The 19,198-nt window shown below is 66.8% G+C and carries 14 protein-coding genes; 8 read left to right on the top strand and 6 right to left on the bottom strand.

The features are described 5' to 3' along the window. Positions 1–3 precede the first annotated feature (3 nt). Positions 4–1,317, bottom strand: a complete 1,314-nt coding sequence (locus Q1X76_RS05660) for a cytochrome ubiquinol oxidase subunit I (RefSeq protein WP_300718609.1) — start codon at positions 1,315–1,317, stop codon at positions 4–6. A 139-nt stretch (positions 1,318–1,456) separates the two neighbouring features. Here Q1X76_RS05660 and htpG point away from each other — a divergent pair, with 139 nt between their 5' ends. From htpG to Q1X76_RS05625, 7 genes are all read left to right on the top strand, one after another. After that, positions 1,457–3,388, top strand: a complete 1,932-nt coding sequence (gene htpG / locus Q1X76_RS05655; protein WP_300718606.1) for a molecular chaperone HtpG — start codon at positions 1,457–1,459, stop codon at positions 3,386–3,388. Positions 3,389–4,080: 692 nt separating this feature from the next. Beyond that, positions 4,081–4,452: a 30S ribosomal protein S12 gene (rpsL, locus tag Q1X76_RS05650; protein ID WP_006007654.1), complete on the top strand. Its 372-nt coding sequence runs from the start codon at positions 4,081–4,083 to the stop codon at positions 4,450–4,452. A 118-nt stretch (positions 4,453–4,570) separates the two neighbouring features. Next, a complete protein-coding gene (gene rpsG, locus Q1X76_RS05645) occupies positions 4,571–5,041 on the top strand; it encodes a 30S ribosomal protein S7 (RefSeq protein ID WP_006007647.1) in 471 nt (156 codons plus the stop codon). Positions 5,042–5,124: 83 nt separating this feature from the next. Then, a complete protein-coding gene (gene fusA / locus Q1X76_RS05640) occupies positions 5,125–7,203 on the top strand; it encodes an elongation factor G (RefSeq protein WP_300718605.1) in 2,079 nt (692 codons plus the stop codon). Between the two features lie 136 nt (positions 7,204–7,339). Continuing rightward, positions 7,340–8,533 carry a bifunctional glutamate N-acetyltransferase/amino-acid acetyltransferase ArgJ gene (gene argJ, locus Q1X76_RS05635; protein WP_300718604.1) on the top strand — a complete coding sequence of 398 codons (1,194 nt, stop codon included), beginning with the start codon at positions 7,340–7,342 and terminating at the stop codon, positions 8,531–8,533. Positions 8,534–9,109: 576 nt separating this feature from the next. Next, on the top strand, positions 9,110–9,982 hold the full coding sequence (locus Q1X76_RS05630) for a zinc metalloprotease HtpX (RefSeq protein ID WP_300718602.1): 873 nt from the start codon (positions 9,110–9,112) through the stop codon (positions 9,980–9,982). Positions 9,983–10,112: 130 nt separating this feature from the next. After that, the gene (locus Q1X76_RS05625) at positions 10,113–10,526 is read left to right on the top strand and encodes a DVU_2496 family lipoprotein (protein ID WP_300718600.1); all 414 of its coding nucleotides are present in this window, start codon (positions 10,113–10,115) and stop codon (positions 10,524–10,526) included. Between the two features lie 399 nt (positions 10,527–10,925). Here Q1X76_RS05625 and Q1X76_RS05620 read toward each other — a convergent pair whose 3' ends face one another. Together Q1X76_RS05620 and Q1X76_RS05615 are read right to left on the bottom strand one after the other, a co-directional pair. After that, positions 10,926–11,852 carry a hypothetical protein gene (locus Q1X76_RS05620; protein WP_300718598.1) on the bottom strand — a complete coding sequence of 309 codons (927 nt, stop codon included), beginning with the start codon at positions 11,850–11,852 and terminating at the stop codon, positions 10,926–10,928. A gap of 10 nt (positions 11,853–11,862) precedes the next feature. After that, on the bottom strand, positions 11,863–14,523 hold the full coding sequence (locus tag Q1X76_RS05615) for a valine--tRNA ligase (protein WP_300718596.1): 2,661 nt from the start codon (positions 14,521–14,523) through the stop codon (positions 11,863–11,865). A gap of 95 nt (positions 14,524–14,618) precedes the next feature. Here Q1X76_RS05615 and Q1X76_RS05610 point away from each other — a divergent pair, with 95 nt between their 5' ends. Then, positions 14,619–16,082, top strand: coding sequence for a BPL-N domain-containing protein (locus Q1X76_RS05610; protein WP_300718594.1), 1,464 nt, complete (start codon positions 14,619–14,621; stop codon positions 16,080–16,082). Positions 16,083–16,129: 47 nt separating this feature from the next. Here the strand turns inward: Q1X76_RS05610 and Q1X76_RS05605 are convergent, their stop codons facing one another. The 3 genes from Q1X76_RS05605 to Q1X76_RS05595 all read right to left on the bottom strand — a co-directional run bounded on the left by Q1X76_RS05605 (position 16,130) and on the right by Q1X76_RS05595 (position 18,916). Then, complete coding sequence (locus Q1X76_RS05605; RefSeq protein ID WP_300718593.1) at positions 16,130–17,110, bottom strand: AEC family transporter; 981 nt, start codon at positions 17,108–17,110, stop codon at positions 16,130–16,132. A gap of 300 nt (positions 17,111–17,410) precedes the next feature. Further along, on the bottom strand, positions 17,411–18,112 hold the full coding sequence (locus tag Q1X76_RS05600; RefSeq protein WP_300718592.1) for a carbonic anhydrase: 702 nt from the start codon (positions 18,110–18,112) through the stop codon (positions 17,411–17,413). A 108-nt stretch (positions 18,113–18,220) separates the two neighbouring features. Beyond that, positions 18,221–18,916 carry an OmpH family outer membrane protein gene (locus tag Q1X76_RS05595; protein ID WP_300718590.1) on the bottom strand — a complete coding sequence of 232 codons (696 nt, stop codon included), beginning with the start codon at positions 18,914–18,916 and terminating at the stop codon, positions 18,221–18,223. Positions 18,917–19,198: the final 282 nt, after the last annotated feature.

The following is a 19,198-nucleotide window of genomic DNA, read 5'->3' as shown; positions in this document are numbered from 1 at the left end:
GACTTAGTCCTCCTGCCCCTGCGGGCCCATGATGGCGTACTTGCGCAGCAGGAAGATATCCAGGAGGCCCAGTACGCCGTAAACGATGATGAAGGCCAGCAGCGACGTGGACACATGCCCGGCGGGCACGGGCGACACGGCGTCGCTGGTGCGCATCAGGCCGTAGACGATCCAGGGCTGGCGGCCCATTTCCGCCACCAGCCAGCCCATGGCGATGCTGATGTAGGGCAGCGGGATGCACCAGACCAGGGCGCGCATGAGCCTGGGATCGACCTCGTCGCGGTTACGCTGCCAGGTGGCCCAGGCAGCCAGGGCCAGGAAGATCACGCCGAAGAAGATCATGGCGCGGAAGCCCCAGAACACGGGCGTGACCGGCGGGCGGTCTTCCTTGGCGAAGTCCTTGAGGCCCTTCACTTCGGCATCGGCATCGCCGTAGGAGATCCAGCTCAGCAGGCCGGGGATGCCGATGGCTTCCACGGAGTTGGTCTCGTTGGCTTCGTCCGGCACCACGGCCAGATAGAAGGGAGCGTTCCTGGTGGTCTCCCAGTGGGATTCCATGGCGGCCAGCTTGGCGGGCTGCAGGGCGGCCACGGTCTTGCCCTGGATGTCGCCGCTCAGGGCCAGGGCCAGGGTCAGCACCAGGCAGATGGGCGCGGTCATGCGGAAGGAACGGCGGAAGAACTCCACATTGCTCTTGCGCAGCAAATGCCAGGAGGAAACGCCCAGCACGAAGAAACAGGACAGCGTCCAGGCCGAGAGCAGGGTGTGGGCGTACATGCCCCAGGCGTAGGGGTTGGTGACCACGGCCATGAAGTCGGCCAGCTCGGCGCGGCCGTTCTGGATCACATAGCCCAGCGGGTTCTGCATGAAGCCGTTGGCCAGGATGATCCACAGGGCGGACAGGTTGCCGGCCAGCACCACCAGCCAGATGGCCAGCAAATGGGTCTTCTTACCTACGCGGTGCCAGCCGAAGTGCCAGACCGCCAGGAAGGTGGATTCCAGGAAGAAGGCCACCGTGGCTTCGATGGCCAGCAGGGCGCCGAAGATGTCGCCCACATATTCGGAATAACGGGACCAGTTGGTGCCGAACTGGAATTCCAGGGTGATGCCGGTCACCACGCCCAGGGTGAAGTTGATGATGAAAAGTTTGCCCCAGAACTTGGCATGCTTGCGCCAGACCTCGTCGCCGGTGCGCACATAGCGGGTCTCCATCAGGGCGATGAGCAGGGACAGGCCCAGCGTCAGCGGCACGAAGATGAAGTGGAAGAAAACAGCCACGGCGAATTGCAGCCGTGAAAGCAGAATGACATCATCCATGATCGTCCTCCTTATGGCGCGTCCTGCATAGCGTTATCCTTAGCGAAAAGCAAGCCCAAGTTTGCGGCCCGCAAGGCCTTGACGGCTGATTGGGAAAGATTACTTATTCCCCAGCAAGAATCCATGGAGGTTGTTCATCATGCCGGAAACCGCGGCCCAATCCTGTGAATTTCGCGCCGAAGTGCGCAAGGTTCTGAGCATACTCACCAATTCCCTCTACACCAATCGCGAGATCTTCCTCCGCGAACTCATCTCCAACGCTTCCGACGCCCTGGACAAGCTGCGCTTCCGCAGCAACCGGGGCGAAAGCCCGCGCCATGACGACCTGCCCCTGGAGATCCGCATCACGCTGGACAAGGACGCCAGGACCCTCACCGTCAGCGATACCGGCATGGGCATGACCGCCGCCGAGCTGGCCGAGAACCTGGGCACCATCGCCAAGTCCGGCACCGAGGCCTTCCGCGCCCAGCTGGCCGCCGAGGAAACCAGGGCCGACGGTGAAAAGGCCGATGCCGCCAACATCATCGGCCGCTTCGGCGTGGGCTTCTATTCGGTCTTCATGGTGGCCGACAGGGTGGACGTGACCTCGCGTCCGGCCTTTGGCGACGACGACGGCGCCGCCACCTGGACCAGCGACGGCCTGGGCACCTACAGCGTGGCCCCGGCCGGCGACGACGCCCCGCAGCGCGGCACGCGCATCGTGGCCCATCTCAAGGAGGACGCCGCGGAATTCCTGGAAAAATTCCGCGTGGAATCCGTCATCCGCAAGCATTCGGCCTTCGTGCCCTTCCCCGTGCTGGTGGACGGCGAGCAGGTCAACACCCAGCCCGCCCTGTGGCGCGAGCCCAAGTCTTCCGTGACCCGGGAGCAGTACGACGCCTTCTACCAGGCCCTGACCTACGACCCCAAGGCCCCGCTGGACGTGCTGCACATCTCCGTGGACGCGCCCGTACAGTTCAACGCCCTGCTCTACATCCCCGACGTGCGCCAGGACCTCTTCGGCCTGGACCGCGATTTCTGGGGCCTGGACCTCTACGCCAGCCGCGTGCTCATCCAGCACCGCAACAAGGAGCTGATCCCCGACTGGCTGGCCTTCCTCAAGGGCGTGGTGGACACCGAGGACCTGCCGCTCAACATCTCCCGCGAGACCCTGCAGGAGAACGTGGTCCTGCGCAAGATCAACCAGACCATCATCAAGCAGACCCTGGGCCATCTGGAAAAGCTGGCCGCCAGTGACGCGGACAAATACGCCGCCTTCTGGCGCCTGCACGGCCGCATCTTCAAGCTCTCCTACCAGGACTTCGCCAACCGCGAACGCATCGCCGGCCTGCTGCGCTTCAACACCTCGGCCCTGGACGACGGCGAGGCCCTGTGCAGCCTGGACGAATACATGGCCCGCGCGCCCGAAGGCCAAAAGACCTTCTGGTACGTCTCCGCGCCCAACCGCGAAGCCGCCCGCCTGAGCCCGCATCTGGAACGCTTCACCCGCAAGGGCATCGAAGTGCTCTTCCTCTACGAGCCCGTGGACGAATTCGTCATGGAAGGCATGGGCAAATACAAGGACTGGGACTTCAAGGCCATCGAGAACGCGGCCGACGACGCCCTGGACGCCTTCGCCGACAAGGCCGACAGCGAAAAGCCCGCCGCCGCTCCCCTCTCCGATGACGACAACGCCAGCTTCGACAGGCTGCTGGAACGCATCAAGGAGATCCTGGGCGAGCGCGTGACCGAGGTGCGCGTCTCCCACCGTCTGGCCGGCAGCCCGGCCGTGCTGGTCTCGCCCGACGGCGTGACCTCGTCCATGGAAAAACTCATGCGCGCCATGCAGAAGGACGACTCCCTGCCCGTCAAGGTGCTGGAAGTCAACCGCGACCATGTGCTGCTGCGCAGCCTGCTCAAGATGTTCAAGGCCGATCCCCAGGACAAGACCCTGGCCGGCATGGTGGAGAACCTCTTTGACGCCTGCATGCTGCAGGAAGGCTACCTGCGCGACGCCCAGATGCTGGCCGGCCGCAGCAGCCATCTGCTGGAGCAGGCCGCGGCCTGGTATGTGGAAGTCAAAAAGCTGTAGCCCGGCCCCGCCGCGCTCCCCTGCCTGAAAAACGACAGGCTCCGCCGCATCCGGCGGGGCCTGTTTTTTTGCACATGGACGGCGGCCGTACACGCGGAGGAGGGACGGGCCCTCCCCTTCTCTGTCCGCCCCCGTCCTACCCGCGCTCCTGCGGGCGCTGTCGCATCCTTAAATAGACCACGTCCGGCCCCGCATGGCGCATCATGGCCCTTGCCGGCGGTGCCGGGCACGGCTGCCGTGCAGGCAGGGCGCTGCGGCCTTCCCTGGCCCGCGCTCCTGCGTACGGGCCTCCGCGCGATACCGGCCCCATCGCCACACGGACCGCAGGACGCCGCAAAGACACGGCCCTGTTCAAGAGCGGCTGCATCCCTGCCGCCACACGGGCCGCAGGACGCCGCGCATCAGCCGCGGCCACCGTGCGGGCCGGGGAAGACAGGCCCGTGCCGCCCCCGGGACACCGCCCGCCCGTGCGCCCCGGAGCGGGAGAGGACGGGACAACAGCGGGCCGGAGGGAGCGGCCCGGTCCCGCAGGCTCCCGGAGCGCCCGCCCGCCACGGGCCCGCCGTACCGCGCCCGCCCAAAGTTGCGGCCGGGGCTTGACAAGCGCGCCCGCGCATTGTATGTGTTGCCGCTCTACGGCATTCATGCGCTGCCTGTCCCCCCGGACAGGCAGTGAAACTTTGGAGGAAACTATGCCTACGATCAACCAGCTCATCCGCATCGAGCGGACTGCGGTGGTGAAACGCAAGAAGACCCCGGCCCTGCAGGCTTGCCCCCAGCGCCGCGGCGTGTGCACCCGCGTGTACACCACCACCCCCAAGAAGCCCAACTCCGCTCTGCGTAAGGTCGCCCGCGTGCGCCTGACCAACGGCATCGAAGTGACGGCCTACATCCCCGGCGAAGGCCACAACCTGCAGGAACACTCCGTGGTGCTCATCCGCGGCGGTCGTGTCAAAGACTTGCCCGGTGTCCGTTACCACATCGTGCGCGGCACCCTGGATACCTCCGGCGTGGCCGACCGTCGCAAGAGCCGTTCCAAGTACGGCGCCAAGCGTCCCAAATAGGTTTCTTTTTTTCGAACCGGCGTACGTCATGCAACGCACCCAGGCTGCCCGCCCACGGCGCGCCGGGGCGCTGCGGGGCTGGTGACGCCGAAACACAGAGATTCTCAAGGAGAATATCATGCCCCGTAAAGGTCCTGTCCCGAAGAGGGAAGTGCTGCCCGATCCGCTGTACAACAGCCGTCTGGTCACCAAGTTCGTGAACCGTCTCATGTACGACGGCAAGAAGGGCGCCGCTGAAAAGATTTTCTACAGCTCGCTGGAGACCCTGGGCGAAAAGACCGGCGAAGAACCCATGCGCGCCTTTGAAAAGGCCCTGGACAACGTCAAGCCCCATCTGGAAGTCAAGGCCCGCCGCGTGGGCGGCGCCACCTACCAGGTGCCCATGGAAGTCCGGCCCGAACGCCAGATCTCCCTTTCCATCCGCTGGCTGATCAACTATGCCCGTTCGCGCGGCGAAAAGGGCATGACCTCCAAGCTTTCCGCTGAACTGCTGGACGCCTACAACGGTCGCGGCGGCGCGGTGAAAAAGCGCGAAGATACCCACCGTATGGCCGAAGCCAACAAGGCTTTCGCCCACTACCGCTGGTAAGCTCGACTTCGAGTGACTGCTGCCGCGCCCGCAAGGGCGCGGCGCTTTTCCCCCGCCCCACTGCCCCTTTTCTGGAGGATACCGTGTCCCGCACCACCCCCGTAGACAAACAGCGCAATATCGGCATCATGGCCCATATTGACGCCGGCAAAACCACCACCACCGAACGCATCCTTTTCTACACCGGCGTTTCCCACAAGATCGGCGAAACCCACGACGGCGAGTCCACCATGGACTGGATGGAACAGGAACAGGAGCGCGGCATCACCATCACCTCCGCCGCCACCACCTGCTTCTGGAAGGACTGCCGCATCAACATCATCGACACCCCCGGCCACGTTGACTTCACCATCGAAGTGGAACGCTCCCTGCGCGTGCTGGACGGTGCCGTCTGCGTGTTCGACGCCGTGGCCGGCGTGGAGCCCCAGTCCGAGACCGTGTGGCGCCAGGCCGACCGTTACCATGTGCCCCGCATCTGCTTCGTGAACAAGATGGACCGCATCGGCGCCAACTTCTTCCGCTGCGTGGGCATGATCCACGAACGCCTGGGCGCCAAGGCCGTGCCCCTGCAGCTGCCCATCGGCGCTGAAGACAAATTTGAAGGCGTGGTGGACCTCATCGAAGGCAAGGCCCACCGCTTCGACAAGAGCTCCAAGGGCGCCCAGTTCACCGACGAAGCCGTGCCCGCCGACATGCAGGCCCTGTTCGAAGAAAAGCGCCACGAACTCATCGAAGCCGTGGCCGAGGAAGACGAAGCCCTGCTGGAAAAGTACCTGGGCGGCGAAGACCTGACCCGCGAGGAGATCATCTCCTGCATCCGCAAGGCCACCATCGCCCGCAACATCGTGCCCGTGCTCTGCGGTTCCGCCTTCCGCAACATGGGCGTGCAGCCCCTGCTGGACGCCGTGGTGGACTACCTGCCCTCTCCCGTGGACATCAGCGTCATGACCGGCCATGTGCCCGGCAAGGAAGACGAGCTGGTGGAATGCCCCTGCGACGACAAGGAACCTCTGGCCGGTCTGGTGTTCAAGCTGTTCTCCGACCCCTTCATCGGTCACCTGTCCTTCTTCCGCATCTACTCCGGCTGCCTGGAATCCGGCAGCAGCGTGTACAACGCCAACACCGGCAAGAAGGAACGCATCGGCCGCATCCTCAAGATGCACGCCAACAAGCGTGAAGACATCAAGTGGGCCGGCGCCGGCGACATCGTGGCCCTGGTGGGCCTGAAGAACGCCTCCACCGGCGACACCCTCTGCGATGAAAAGCGCCCGGTGATCCTGGAATCCCTGAACATCCCCGAGCCCGTCATCGAAGTGGCCATCGAGCCCAAGACCAAGGCCGACCGCGACGCCCTGTCCGCCGCCCTCAACAAGCTGGCCAAGGAAGACCCCTCCTTCCGCGTCAAGGGCGACGAGGAGACCAACCAGACCCTCATCGCCGGCATGGGCGAGCTGCACCTGGAGATCATCGTTGACCGCCTGACCCGCGAATTCAACGTCAACGCCAACGTGGGCAAGCCCCAGGTGGCCTACCGCGAAACCATCTCCAAGCCCGCCAAGACCGACATGAAGCATGCCAAGCAGTCCGGCGGCCGCGGCCAGTACGGTCACTGCGTCATCGAGGTGGAACCCAACCCGGGCAAGGGCTACGAGTTCATCAACTCCATCACCGGCGGCGTGATCCCCAAGGAATACATCCCCGCCATCGACAAGGGTATCCAGGATGCCATGAAGTCCGGCGTGCTGGCCGGCTTCCCCTGCGTGGACCTGAAGGTCAACCTGGTCTTCGGTAGCTACCACGAAGTGGACTCCTCCGAACAGGCGTTCTATGTGGCCGGCTCCATGGCCATCAAGGACGCCATGCAGAAGGCCGCCCCCATCCTGCTGGAACCCATCATGGACGTGGAAGTGGTCACCCCCGAAGAATACCTCGGCGACGTCATGGGCGACCTCAACGGCCGCCGCGGCCGCGTGCAGAGCATGGAAGCCCGCGCTGGCGGCGCCCAGAGCGTGCGTGCCCAGGTGCCCCTGGCCTCCATGTTCGGTTACGCCACGGACCTGCGTTCCCGTACCCAGGGCCGCGCCACCTTCACCATGCAGTTCGATCACTACGAGCGTGTGCCCCAGGCCATCGCCGACGAGATCCAGAAGAGCAAGAACTAGCGTCCCGGGCATCCGCCCCCTCCGGGGGCGGATCACGCTGGTTGCCTGACAGGGCGGCGGGGATTTTGCAAGACAAGATCCCCGCCCTTTTTTCATTGTTTTCCTCCCGGCAGCCATGACCGGAAAGGACATCACCATGAACGCAACGCGCAACGACCTGCCCCTGGGCTTCAGCGCCGGGGCCGCCGCGGCCGGATTCAAAAAAGCCGGCCGCGATGATCTGGGCCTGATTGTTTCCGACCGTCCCGCCGTGCTGGCGGGCCTGTTCACCACCAATGCCTTCAAGGCCGCGCCCGTGCAGGTCTGCCAGCAGACCCTGCGTGAATACGGCTCCTGCCGCGCCGTGCTGGCCAATTCCGGCCAGGCCAACGCCTGTACCGGCGACGAAGGCCTGGACAACTGCCGCGAGACCCGACGCATGGTGGCCGCCCTCACCGGTCTGGCCCCGCACGAGATCATGCCCCTGTCCACCGGCGTCATCGGCGACCAGCTCAAGATGGACCGCTGGCGCGCGGCCGTGCCCGCCCTGGTGGACAGCCTGGGCAGCCGTGATGCCGAAGGCTTCACCCGCGCGTTCATGACCACCGACGCCTTCCCCAAGTTCGCCAGCATCACCGTGCCCCTGTCCGGCGGCACGGTGCGCCTGACCGGCATGGCCAAGGGCGCGGGCATGATCTGCCCCAACATGGCCACCATGCTGGCCGTCATGCTCACCGACGCCGACGTGGACCGCGAGACCTGGCAGGCCATGTTCGCCCGCGCCGTGGACAAGACCTTCAACCGCGTCAGCGTGGACGGCGACACCTCCACCAACGACACCATCCTCGGCCTGGCCAACGGCGCTTCCGGCATCCGCGCCGAAGGCGAAGACGCCGCCCTGCTGGAAAAGGGCCTGACCGACATCCTGGGCCGGATCTCCTACATGCTGGTCAAGGACGGCGAAGGCGCCAGCAAGGTCATGCACATCACCGTGGACGGCGCGGCCTCCGACGAGGACGCCTGCCGCATCGCCCGCACCGTGGGCCACTCCCAGCTGGTCAAGACCGCCATCTACGGCCAGGACGCCAACTGGGGCCGCATCGTGGCCGCCGTGGGCCGCAGCGGCGCCCGGGTGGACCCCGCCCGCGTGCGCTTGGTGCTCTGCGGCATCGAGCGCTTCCGCGACGGCCAGCCCGTCAACGGCGACAAGGAAGCCGAGCTGGCCGAGCTGCTCAAGGCCGACGACATCCCGGTGGAGATCCACATGGGCCTCGGCGACGGCCGCTACGATCTGCGCGCCTCCGACCTCGGCCACGAATACGTCAGCCTCAACGCCGATTACCGCTCGTAAGCGGGGCAGGAACTTTTTGTGGAGGGGGGAGGAGGCCCGTATCCCTGCTGTCGATGCCCGCAGCTTTCTCCGTCGCAACGGGCAGGGCCCCAAAGAGGCCGCCTTTCGGTCGCCCCCTCCGGCTCCCCCATCCTCCCCAAATGCCCGCTATCAAAAAGAGCAGAAGAGACACGGCAACGTCGTGTCTCTTCTGCTCTTGGTGTTTGTCCTTCCTGCGGCTCTCTCCAGCCCTGCGGATCGCTGCGCCGCCTGACGGCGTGCGCCGGGGGAGCCGTGCCGTCCCTCCCGGCGCGCCGCGCCCCGCAGTGAAGGACCAGGGCGGGGGCAGGGGCGCAAAGGGACAAAGAGCATGGGGGCGCAAAGGACACAGGGGCGCAAGGAGGCAAGAAGACAAGGGGCCGCGCGGGCCCTTCCCCTGCCGCACCGCCGCGCGGGCGACCAGGCACGGATGCCGGGCGGCGGCCGTCCTCCGGCGGCATGCCCGGCAAAGCGCAAGCGCCGTCCCCCCTTGCCACTTTGCTGACGCATGCTTATCTACAGTGGGCGAATCCTCATCTCGCACATCAAGGAGAAACCATGACCAGCCAGATCAAGACCCTGTTGCTGCTCGCCCTGCTTTCCGCCATCATCATCGCCCTTGGCGGCCTCATGGGCGGCCGTACCGGCATCATCATCGCCTTTGTGATCGCCATGATCATGAACGTGGGCTCCTACTGGTATTCGGACAAGATCGTCCTGTCCATGTACCAGGCCCGCGAACTGTCCGAAGACGAAGCCCCCATGCTGCACAGCATGGTGGCCGAGCTGGCGGCCAACGCCGGCATCCCCAAGCCCCGCGTCTGCGTCATCCCCGAGGAGGCCCCCAATGCCTTCGCCACCGGCCGTGACCCCGAACATGGCGTGGTGGCCGTCACCGACGGCATCATGCGCATCCTCAGCCCCGAGGAACTGCGCGGCGTCATCGCCCACGAGATCGGGCACATCGCCAACCGCGACATCCTGATCCAGACCATCGCCGGGGTCATGGCCTCGGTCATCGTCAGCATCGCCAACTTCATGCAGTTCGCCGCCATCTTCGGCGGCGGCAGCAATGACGAAGAAGGCGGCAGCAATCCCGTCGCCGCCTTCCTGCTGGCCATCCTGGCCCCCATCGCCGCCGGCATCATCCAGATGGCCATCTCGCGCTCGCGCGAATACCTGGCCGACGAGACCGGCGCACGCATCTGCGGCCAGCCCCTGGCCCTGGCCGGGGCCCTGCACAAGCTGGGCGTGGCCAGCGGGCAGATCCCCATGCAGAAGGGCAATCCCAGCACGGAACAGATGTTCATCGTCTCGCCCCTGTTCGGTTTCGGCGGCGGCAGCATGGCCAACCTGTTCAGCACCCATCCGCCGCTGGAAGAACGCATCGCCCGCCTGCAGCAGATGAGCCGTCAGGGCCAGGCTTTTTAAGACGGCCCTGCCAGACAGAACCTTTTGACAAAAAAGCGGGCTTGGTGTGTAGTCAGTCATGACGCCGCCGGCCCGCTTTTGAGCGTCCGGGAGCGAATCCGCATGCCGTCGCATCCGGCAGGAGAACCACATGAAGCGTTTGCCCACCATCCTTGCCCCCTGTCTGCTCGCTGCGCTGCTGCTGGGCGGCTGTGCCGCCACCGGCCCCAGCACGGCCCCCCTGCCGCCTGACCGCGACTGCCAGGACGTCTACACCGTGGCGCCCGGCAACTATATCATCGATATAGCGGGCGGTTCCGTGGTGGTCCTGGACCCGGCCGTGCAGGACTTCCCCCTGTTCTGCTCGCCCGACGAGGCCCGCGCCGGTCTCAGGAACGCCGTGGAAAACGGCACCCTGCCCGCCGGGGACTGGCGCATCTACCGCCTCAACGGCACCCTGCAGGAGATCGGCCAGCAGCCCGAGCCCGGCCACTACAGCCTGGCCCGCATGGCCCGCCTGGTGGACTGGGAGAGCAAGGCCGAAACGGACACGGGCACGAAATAGACTGCGCCCCGCACCGGAGGCAGGCCCCGCAGGCTCCTCCCGCGCCCAGCCCGCAGACGACGATCAAAGCGCTCCATCCTTCAGTGGATGGAGCGCTTTTTCATGGCCAGCGCATCGTCAAACGGCAGGCAACGCCCCGCGCCAAAGCCTGGCGCCACCATGCGGCGGCAAGAACTGACGCTCCCTGCTCCCCCCTGACTGATGCCTCCTGACTGATGCCTCCTGACTGATGCTAGACGCGGCGAGAGCGCCTTTCCCTCAGGGGAAGGCGCTCTCGCCGCTCACAGGACCACACAGGCCCGTAATAAAAGTTTTTGGAAGGATGCGGGGGGAGTGCGAGGGGGGAGAAGGAGAACCTTTTTCCAAAAAGGTTTCCTTCTTCCCCCTCGCAAAACGCTTCTATTGCGGCAACGGGCAGGGCGTCAGGAAGAAGGCCCGCTCCTCCTGCACCAGGGAGACGATCTCGCGCAGGCTCTCCAGGGTGGGCTGGCCCTTGTTGACGGTCAGCAGGCCCTGCAGCTTCTTCACCAGGGCCGCGCGGGCCTCGCCGTCTTCCAGGCCCAGCAGGCCCTGCCCGCCCAAAATCTCCAGTGCCTTGCCGTGGCGGCTGGCCAGACCCGTATGCACCTGATAGAGCGGCTCCAGGGTGTCGCTCTCGGCAGCGGCCAGCACCATGACCGAAGCCATGTAGAGGCGCTCCAGATAAAGACCGTAGAGGTGCGCGCCCAGCAGGCGCAGCAGCCGCTCGTCATGACGGGCGGCCTCCAGCAGGCGGGAAAGCTCCTGCTGGCGGAAGCGGGCCAGGATCTCGGCCGCTTCCCGGCTGTGCGGCGCTTTGCGGATGCGGGCCAGATCCTTGCTGCCCAGGGCGGGCAGGGGCTTGCCCACCAGCTGCTGCAGCAGCTCGTTCTTTTTGGCCGCGTCGGCCACGTCCCCGAAATAGAAAGCGTACATGCGGTCAGCGGCCAGCATGCCGCTGAGTACGGCCAGCTGGTCCCGGCTGCCGTCCACGGGGCACATCTCGCCGGTGACGGTGAGGTCGGGCTGGTAGATGAAACCGGCCTTCTTGAGCAGGCCGATGTCCCGGACATTGTTCACCACGGCGTCATTGCTGAGCAGGGGACCGATCCTGTCCACCACATGGGCGCGGGCAGGCAGGGCGGCGCACAGGCAAAGGACCAGGGCGCACAGCAGACAGAACAGGGGCGCGGCCGCCCGTCCCCGGTCCCGAAGACCGGAGGCGACGACCGCGCCGGGCACCACGCCCGTCGCTCCGCGCCCGGGAGCGCAGAGCATGGGGGGCGTGGCAACGGCGGACATCTTCATGGTAGTTTCCTTATTCCTCGTTGAGGGCTTCGCTGAAACGCCGGCGCAGGGCCTGCATCTTGGCCTTGGCATCCAGCAGCTGTTCGGCGCGGGCGCGCTCGCGTTCCACCACCTGGGCCGGGGCGCGGCTCACGAAGCTTTCGTTATGCAGCTTGCTCTGCACGCCCACCAGGTCCTTTTCCAGTTTGGCCATTTCCTTGTCCAGGCGGGCCAGCTCGCCGGCCAGGTCCACGGCGCCCTTGAGGGGCACGATGACCTGGCAACCGCCCACCACGGAAGAAGCCGAGGCCTTGGGCGCGTGCAGGCCAGCGCCGATCTGCAGGTCTTCCAGGCGGGCCAGGGTGGTCATCATCTGGCGGCAGTCTTCCAGCAGGGCGGCCTGCTCCCCGTCCACGGGATGCAGCATCAGGCCCACCTTGTGGCTGGGGCTGATGTTCAGTTCGGCCTTGATGGTGCGCACGGCCACGATGACGCCCTGCACCAGTTCCATGCGGGCGGCCTCCGCCTCATGCAGGCAGCCGGGACGGGCCTCGGGATAGAGCTCCAGGGCGATGTCCGTGGGCTGCCGGCCGGCGGGCACGGGCAGGGCGTTCCAGATCTCGGCCGTGACGAAGGGGATGATGGGGTGCAGCAGGAGCAGCAGCTCGCGCAGCACCACCCAGAGCACATACTGGGCCACGGGCTTGCGGGCCTCGTCCTGCATGTCGGGCTTGATGAGTTCCAGATACCAGTCGCAAAACTCGTTCCAGAGGAACTTGTAACCCAGCTGGGCGGCGTCGTTGAAGCGGTATTCTTCCAGCGCCTTGTCCATGTCCTGCTTGACCTGTTCCAGACGGTGCAGGATCCACTGGTGGTGCAGGCCTTCCACGCTTTCCAGGGCCACCGGGGCGGGCGCGGTCCCGGGCAGGTTCATGAGCGCGAAGCGGGCGGCGTTCCAGAGCTTGTTGACGAAGTGGCGGTAGCCTTCGATGCGGGCCTCGGAAAGGCGGATGTCGCGGCCCATGGCGGCGAAGGCCGTCAGGGTGAAGCGCAGGGAGTCGCAGCCGTACTTGTCGATCATCTCCAGCGGGTCGATGACGTTGCCCGTGGACTTGGACATCTTGCGGCCGGTCTCGTCGCGCACCAGGGCGTGCAGGTAGACGTCACGGAAGGGCACCTGGCCCATGAAGTGCTGGCCCATCATCATCATGCGGGCCACCCAGAAGAAGATGATGTCGAAACCGGTCACCAGCACGCTGGTGGGATACCAGGTGGCCAGGTCCCTGGTCTTTTCGGGCCAGCCCATGGTGGAGAAGGGCCAGAGCGCCGAGGAGAACCAGGTGTCCAGCACGTCCTCGTCCTGCTTCAGATCGGTGCAGCCGCACTTGGGGCAGGCGCTGGGGTCGTGTTCGGCCACGATGAGCTCGCCGCAGCGGGCGCAGGTCCAGGCCGGGATGCGGTGGCCCCACCAGATCTGGCGGCTGATGCACCAGTCGCGGATGTTGTCCAGCCAGTGATAGTAGGTCTTGGCCCAGGATTCCGGCAGGATGCGGGTCAGTTCGGGCACGGCCTTGCGGGCGGCCGGGGCCAGCTTGGTGGTGGCCACGAACCACTGCGTGGAGACATGCGGTTCCACCACGGTGTGGCAGCGGTAGCAGTGGCCCACGGAGTTCTCCAGATCCTCCACGGCCAGCAGGTCGCCGGCGGCCTCGATGTCGGCCACGATCTTCGTGCGGCACTCGTCCTTCCTGAGACCGGCGTAGGGGCCGGACTCGGCCTTCATGATGCCGTCCTCGTCGATGACCTGCAAAAATTCCAGATCGTGCTTCTTGCCCAGGGCCCAGTCGTTGTGGTCATGGCAGGGCGTGACCTTGAGGGCGCCGGTGCCGAACTCGCGATCCACATAGCTGTCGGCGATGATGGGGATCTCGCGGCCCAGCACGGGCACGATGGCCGTCCTGCCCACCAGGTGCCTGTAGCGCTCATCCTCGGGGTGCACGCAGATGGCGGTGTCGCCGGGGATGGTCTCGGGACGGGTGGTGGCGATGGTGATGCTGCCGGAGCCGTCGGCCAGATGGTAGCGGATCTTCCAGAGCTTGCCCTTGTGGGCCTCGTGTTCCACTTCGTCGTCGGCCAGGGCCGTGTGGCAGCGCGAGCACCAGTTGATGATGTAGTCGCCCTTGTAGATCAGGCCTTCGTTATAGAGCTGCACGAAGACCTTGCGCACGGCGGCGGACAGGCCTTCGTCCATGGTGAAGCGCAGGCGCGTCCAGTCCACGGAGGCGCCCAGGGCGCGGATCTGGTTGAGGATGCGGTGGCCGTAGTCCTCGCGCCACTGCCAGACGCGCTCGATGAAGGCTTCGCGGCCCAGGTCCTGACGGGTCTTGCCTTCCCTGGCCAGGGCGCGTTCCACCACGTTCTGGGTGGCGATGCCGGCATGGTCGGTGCCGGGCACCCAGAGCACGTTCTTGCCCTTCTGGCGGGCATGACGGCAGAGCACGTCGATGAGGGTCTGGTTCAGGGCATGCCCGATGTGCAGCGCGCCGGTGACGTTCGGCGGCGGGATCACGATGGAAAAGGGTTCGCCCTGGGCATCGGGATCGGGCGTGAAGGTCCTGTTGTCCTGCCAGTGGTCGCGCCAGCGCGCTTCCACGTCATGGGGCTCATAGCCCTTGGGGAGGGTATCCGCCATCTTGCTTTCTCCATGAAAGGCGGCCATAGTACGCTGTTATGTATGCCGCCCACCCTGTATGTATTCTCTGGGATGCGTCCCATATCTGGGGACTCATGGTCTGGCGCGCCCTGTGCGCGCTGGGACTGCCCTGTCGGCTGGTCAAGGGACAAGACATAGCCAATGGCGCGCTTTTTCGCAAGCCATGCCCGCAGGGCGCGCCCGGTGGCGATGCGGCCCCGCTGCTGCTGGCCCCCGGCGGCAACGCCCGGCTCAAGGCCCGGGCCCTGGGCGAACAGGGACGGCAGGCCATCCGCGACTATGTGGCCGCGGGCGGCCGCTATCTGGGCTTCTGCGGCGGCGCGGGACTGGCCCTGAGCCAGCGCCGGGCCCAGGACGGCCTGGGCCTCTGCCCCTGGAGCCGCGCCCCCTATCCCGAACGCCTGCACCATCTCATCTCCGGCCATGCCCGCATGCGCGTGCGTTCCTGCATGGCGCGCGACCTGCCCGCCGGGCAGGCCCGTCCGCACGACTCCCGGCCAGACAGCTCCCCGGGCAGTTCCCGGCCGGCAGCCCCTGTGCCCGATCCCCTGCGCCCGGCCCTGGGCGACGATGCCTGCGCCCTGGTGCCGCCGCACTGGCGCGGCTGCGCCCGCGGCCATGAGGACGACTGTCGCCACTGCGCCAACTGCCGTCCGCCCGTGGCTGACGGGCATGCGCCCTCCCTGCCGGTCTGGTGGCCCGGCCGCTTCGCGCCGGAGGCCGACGACCGCGTCAGCATCCTGGCCTCCTATCACCGGCCGGATACGGACTTCTGGCTGGCCGACCTGCCCCTGAGCCGCATCCCGGGCCCGGTCTTCGAAGCCTGGCAGGATCTCTACGGGGTCGATGTCTCGGCGGACTTCCTCGACGGCCAGCCCCTGATGGTGGCGGGCAATTACGGCCGGGGCCGCTATGTGCTCAGCTATTCGCATCTGGAGACCCCGGACAGCCCGGACGCCAATGCCTGGCTGGCCCATCTGCTGCGCGTCCTGGCCGGGCTCGACCCGGCGCGGGAGCGGGTGCCCGCCTGGGACCTGCACGGTACGGCCCCCTTCAACTGGCCCCGGACGCCGCATACCGCGCCCCTGCGCAGCCTGCTGCACGGCATGCGCGGCCTGCTGGACCTGGCCGTGGAACACAATCTTTTTTTCGAGCGCACGTCCTGGCTCTGGGGCTGGCGCACCAGCCTGCCCGGCGCGGTCTGCAACAATCTGCACGCTTCGCTGCGCGTGCTCTGCAGCCTGCGGCCCGATCCGGCCACGCTGGCGGCCTGGGACGGCATGCGGGCCCGCTTCGCGGCCCTCGCGGACATCTTCCTGCCCGGGGCCGAAGGCTATCTGCTGGCCTGCCGCCTGCGCGAGACCCTGGCGCCCACCATGCCCGATGCCGTGGACCGGCGCGGCCTCACCAACCAGCGCGAGGCCCTGTTCGGCCATCCCATGACCGGCGGCGGCATCGTGGGCGAGCTGCTGGAGATGACCGACGAGCTGCTCTATCTGGGCCAGCACGGGGATCCCTGCGGCGCGCTGGGAAACTGAGCTGCCGCCCCGGCCGGGCAACACCAGGCGGCACGGCGCCAGACGGCTCAGATATGCCCCAGGGCCCGCATCAGCCAGATGAAGAAACTCAGCGAGAACAGGCTCAGGCCGTTGGAGACCAGGGCCGTCAGGGTGGCCTCTTCCGGCCCGGCATGATGCACATCCGCCAGCACCGGGACCACCAGGGCCGAACCGGAAGCGGACATGATGACCGAGACGGCCAGCCACAGGCCCTCGACGCCCAGCGCGGCCAGGATGCCCCAGCAGACCAGGGGCTGGACCACCAGCTTGCAGAGCTGCAGGGCCGTCTGGCGCAGCAGTGCGTGGCCGCCCGCATGGCGGAAGACGAAGGCCAGCCGTTCCCGCAGGGTCAGGCCCAGGGTGATCAGCATGCAGGGCGCGGCCGTATGGCCCACCAGGGCGGCGGCCCTGTCCAGCGGGCCCCAGAGCCCCAGCCCCAGGGCCGAGACCAGCACGCCGCCCAGCATGCCCCAGAACACGGCGTTATAGAGCAGGGAGTAACGCAGCACATGCAGCAGCACGGCCTTGCGCCCCTGCGGCATGCTGCGGGAGGGGTCCCGCGCGGCCAGCTGCACCTGCCCCACCACGAACAGCAGGTTGGGCGTGATGGTGAACAGGCCGGCCACGAACAGGGCCTCGGCATCGCCCGGCAGGGCGCTGGTGATGACCGGGATGCCCACGAAGGCGGCATTGCAGAAACAGCCGCCCAGAGCCGTGACGGTGGCGGCGGCGCTGTCGTGACGGGCCAGGATGCGGTCGGCCGCATAGCAGATCGCGTAGATGAGGAATTGCGCGGCGATGACCCCCAGCCAGAACTGCGGATGGGCAAAGCTCTCCAGCGGCGCGGTGGCCATGATCTGGAACAGCAGCAGCGGCAGGGCCACATTGAGCACATAGAGGCTCATGGCCCGGCTGGCGTTCTCGGGCAGGATGCGGAAGATGTCCAGACAGACGCCCAGGCCGATGAGCAGGAACACGGGGACAACGGCGGAAAATGCTTCGATCATGCCCTTGCTTATGCTTCTCCGGGATGGATGTCCAGCGGGCGGGCACGAGACGGGGCCGCCCCTGATCCGGGCCTGCCGCCTGCGCTCCGGGGAGGCGGACGACGGCCGCGGTGCCCTGCCCCGTTCCCGATACCGGGAAGACGGCGGGCAGGGCCGTGCCCGTTGTGACGCAGGAAACTGCGGGCATCGACAGCAACGCGCGACCGGACGGCGGCCCGGCAGGGCCGTGCCCGTTGTGACGCAGGAAACTACGGGCATCGACAGCAACGCAAGGGAGTCCCTTCCCCTCAAAACGAAACGTCATGCGTCCTGGGCCTGGTGGCGGCAGCCGCAGTCGCAGGCCTCGTCCGGCGCGCCGCAGCGGCGGCAATGGGCCACCAGGGGCTCGAAGGTCTCGCTGTCCGGGAAGTAGGCCAGCAGGGAGCCCCGGGCCATGTCGAAGTACCAGGCATGCAGCGAAAGGCTGTGGGCCGCCACGCGTTCCTGTATCCAGGGATAGGAGAGCAGGTTGTCGATGGAGACCAGGATGGCGGCTTCTTCGCAATGGCGCTGGCGCTCGGCCGGGCTCTCGTCGCGCACTTCCTCGCGCATGCGCTCCAGGGCGGGCGCGGCCAGGGAGACCCAGTTGGCCACGAAGCTCTCGTCGTGCAGGCTCTCAGGATGCAGCAGGGCCTGGATGCCGCCGCAGCCGGAATGCCCCAGCACGATGATGTGCTCCACCTTGAGATGGTGCACGCCGTATTCCAGCACGGCCAGCACCGCGTCCCGGCGCAGAGCGTCGTCGGCATGGGGCACGAGGTTGGCCACGTTGCGCACCACGAAGATGTCGCCCGGATCGCAGCCCATGAGCAGGGCCGGATCGGCCCGGGAATCACTGCAGGCGATGACGATGGCCTTGGGGTGCTGCCCCTTGTTCAGGGAAGCGTAATAGTCGTTTTCCGCATCGAAATAGAAGCGGCGGAAGTTCCTGAAGCCGTCGATGAATTTTTCAAAATCCTTCATGGGTTCCTCGATCCGGCCCGCCACGCGCACGCGCGGCCCGCGCCGGACAAAAGGGACGAAAAGAGCCCCGGCGCATACCGGGGCTCCTGGAATGGACGTCAAAGGGTCTTACTTGGTCTGGCTGTCGGCAGGGGCCTTGGCGGCAGCCGGCTTTTCAGCGGCGGGCGCGGCCTTGCCGGCGGGCTGGGCTTCGGCCGGCTTTTCGGCGGCCTTGGCCGCGGGCGCGGCGGGCTGGACCTCCTGGGCGGGAGCCTTAGCTTCGGCGGGAGCTTCGGCAGGCGCGGCGGCCGGAGCGTCGGCGGCGGCCGGGACGGCGGGCTGGGGATTGCTCACGGACACGAAGTTCACCTTCTGCTTGTTCATCTCGTCCAGCAGGGCGTTGGTCACGTCCAGGGCCGGGTCATAGGCCACGGCCACGTCGGAGCCCAGCACCACGCTCAGGCCGTTGGCCTTGCGGTAATTGTTGACCAGACGCTGGGTCAGGTCCAGCAGCTGGCTGACCACGTTCTGCTGTTCGGCGTTGATCCGCTGCTGGCCACCCATGTAGATGGCCTGCAGTTCACGCTGCAGGGCTTCGTTTTCCGGGTCCTTGCCCAGGCGGGCCTGCACGTCGTCGATCTGCTGCTGGATCTCTTTCTGCATGCCTTCCAGGAAGCGGCTGGCCTCCTTGCCGGGCTCGCTGTCGCGCAGCAGACGGTTCATGTCGACCACCGCCACTTTGACGGCAGGTTCCTGGGGCTGCTGGCAGCCGCTGACGGCCAGGCAGAGCACGAGCAGGGAAAGGACAAGCAAACGGATTCGCATGGGGATACTCCTTAAAAATCATCCGCAGGGACGCGGTTTCAGTCTTGATGCCTGCTTGTACGATGTTTTGTGCCGGGACTCAACTCTTTTCCGCAGCCCGGCGCCACCACCACGGCACAGGGGCGTGCCGGACCAGGGACGGCGCCCCGCGCGACGAGGCAGGCATGGCGGTCCCGATGGCGGGAACAGGCCCTCCCGCCGTGCGTCGCTCCCCGCGGGCCGGGCGCGGCAACGGCCTCCGCTCCCGTCCCTCTCCCGCGCCGCGTCACGGCGGGAGTGGCG

This window comes from uncultured Desulfovibrio sp., from assembly GCF_949282365.1.
Lineage (GTDB): Bacteria > Desulfobacterota > Desulfovibrionia > Desulfovibrionales > Desulfovibrionaceae > Desulfovibrio.
The sequence above is the reverse complement of the archived record's forward strand: the minus strand, read 5'-3'. Positions and strand labels throughout refer to the sequence as shown.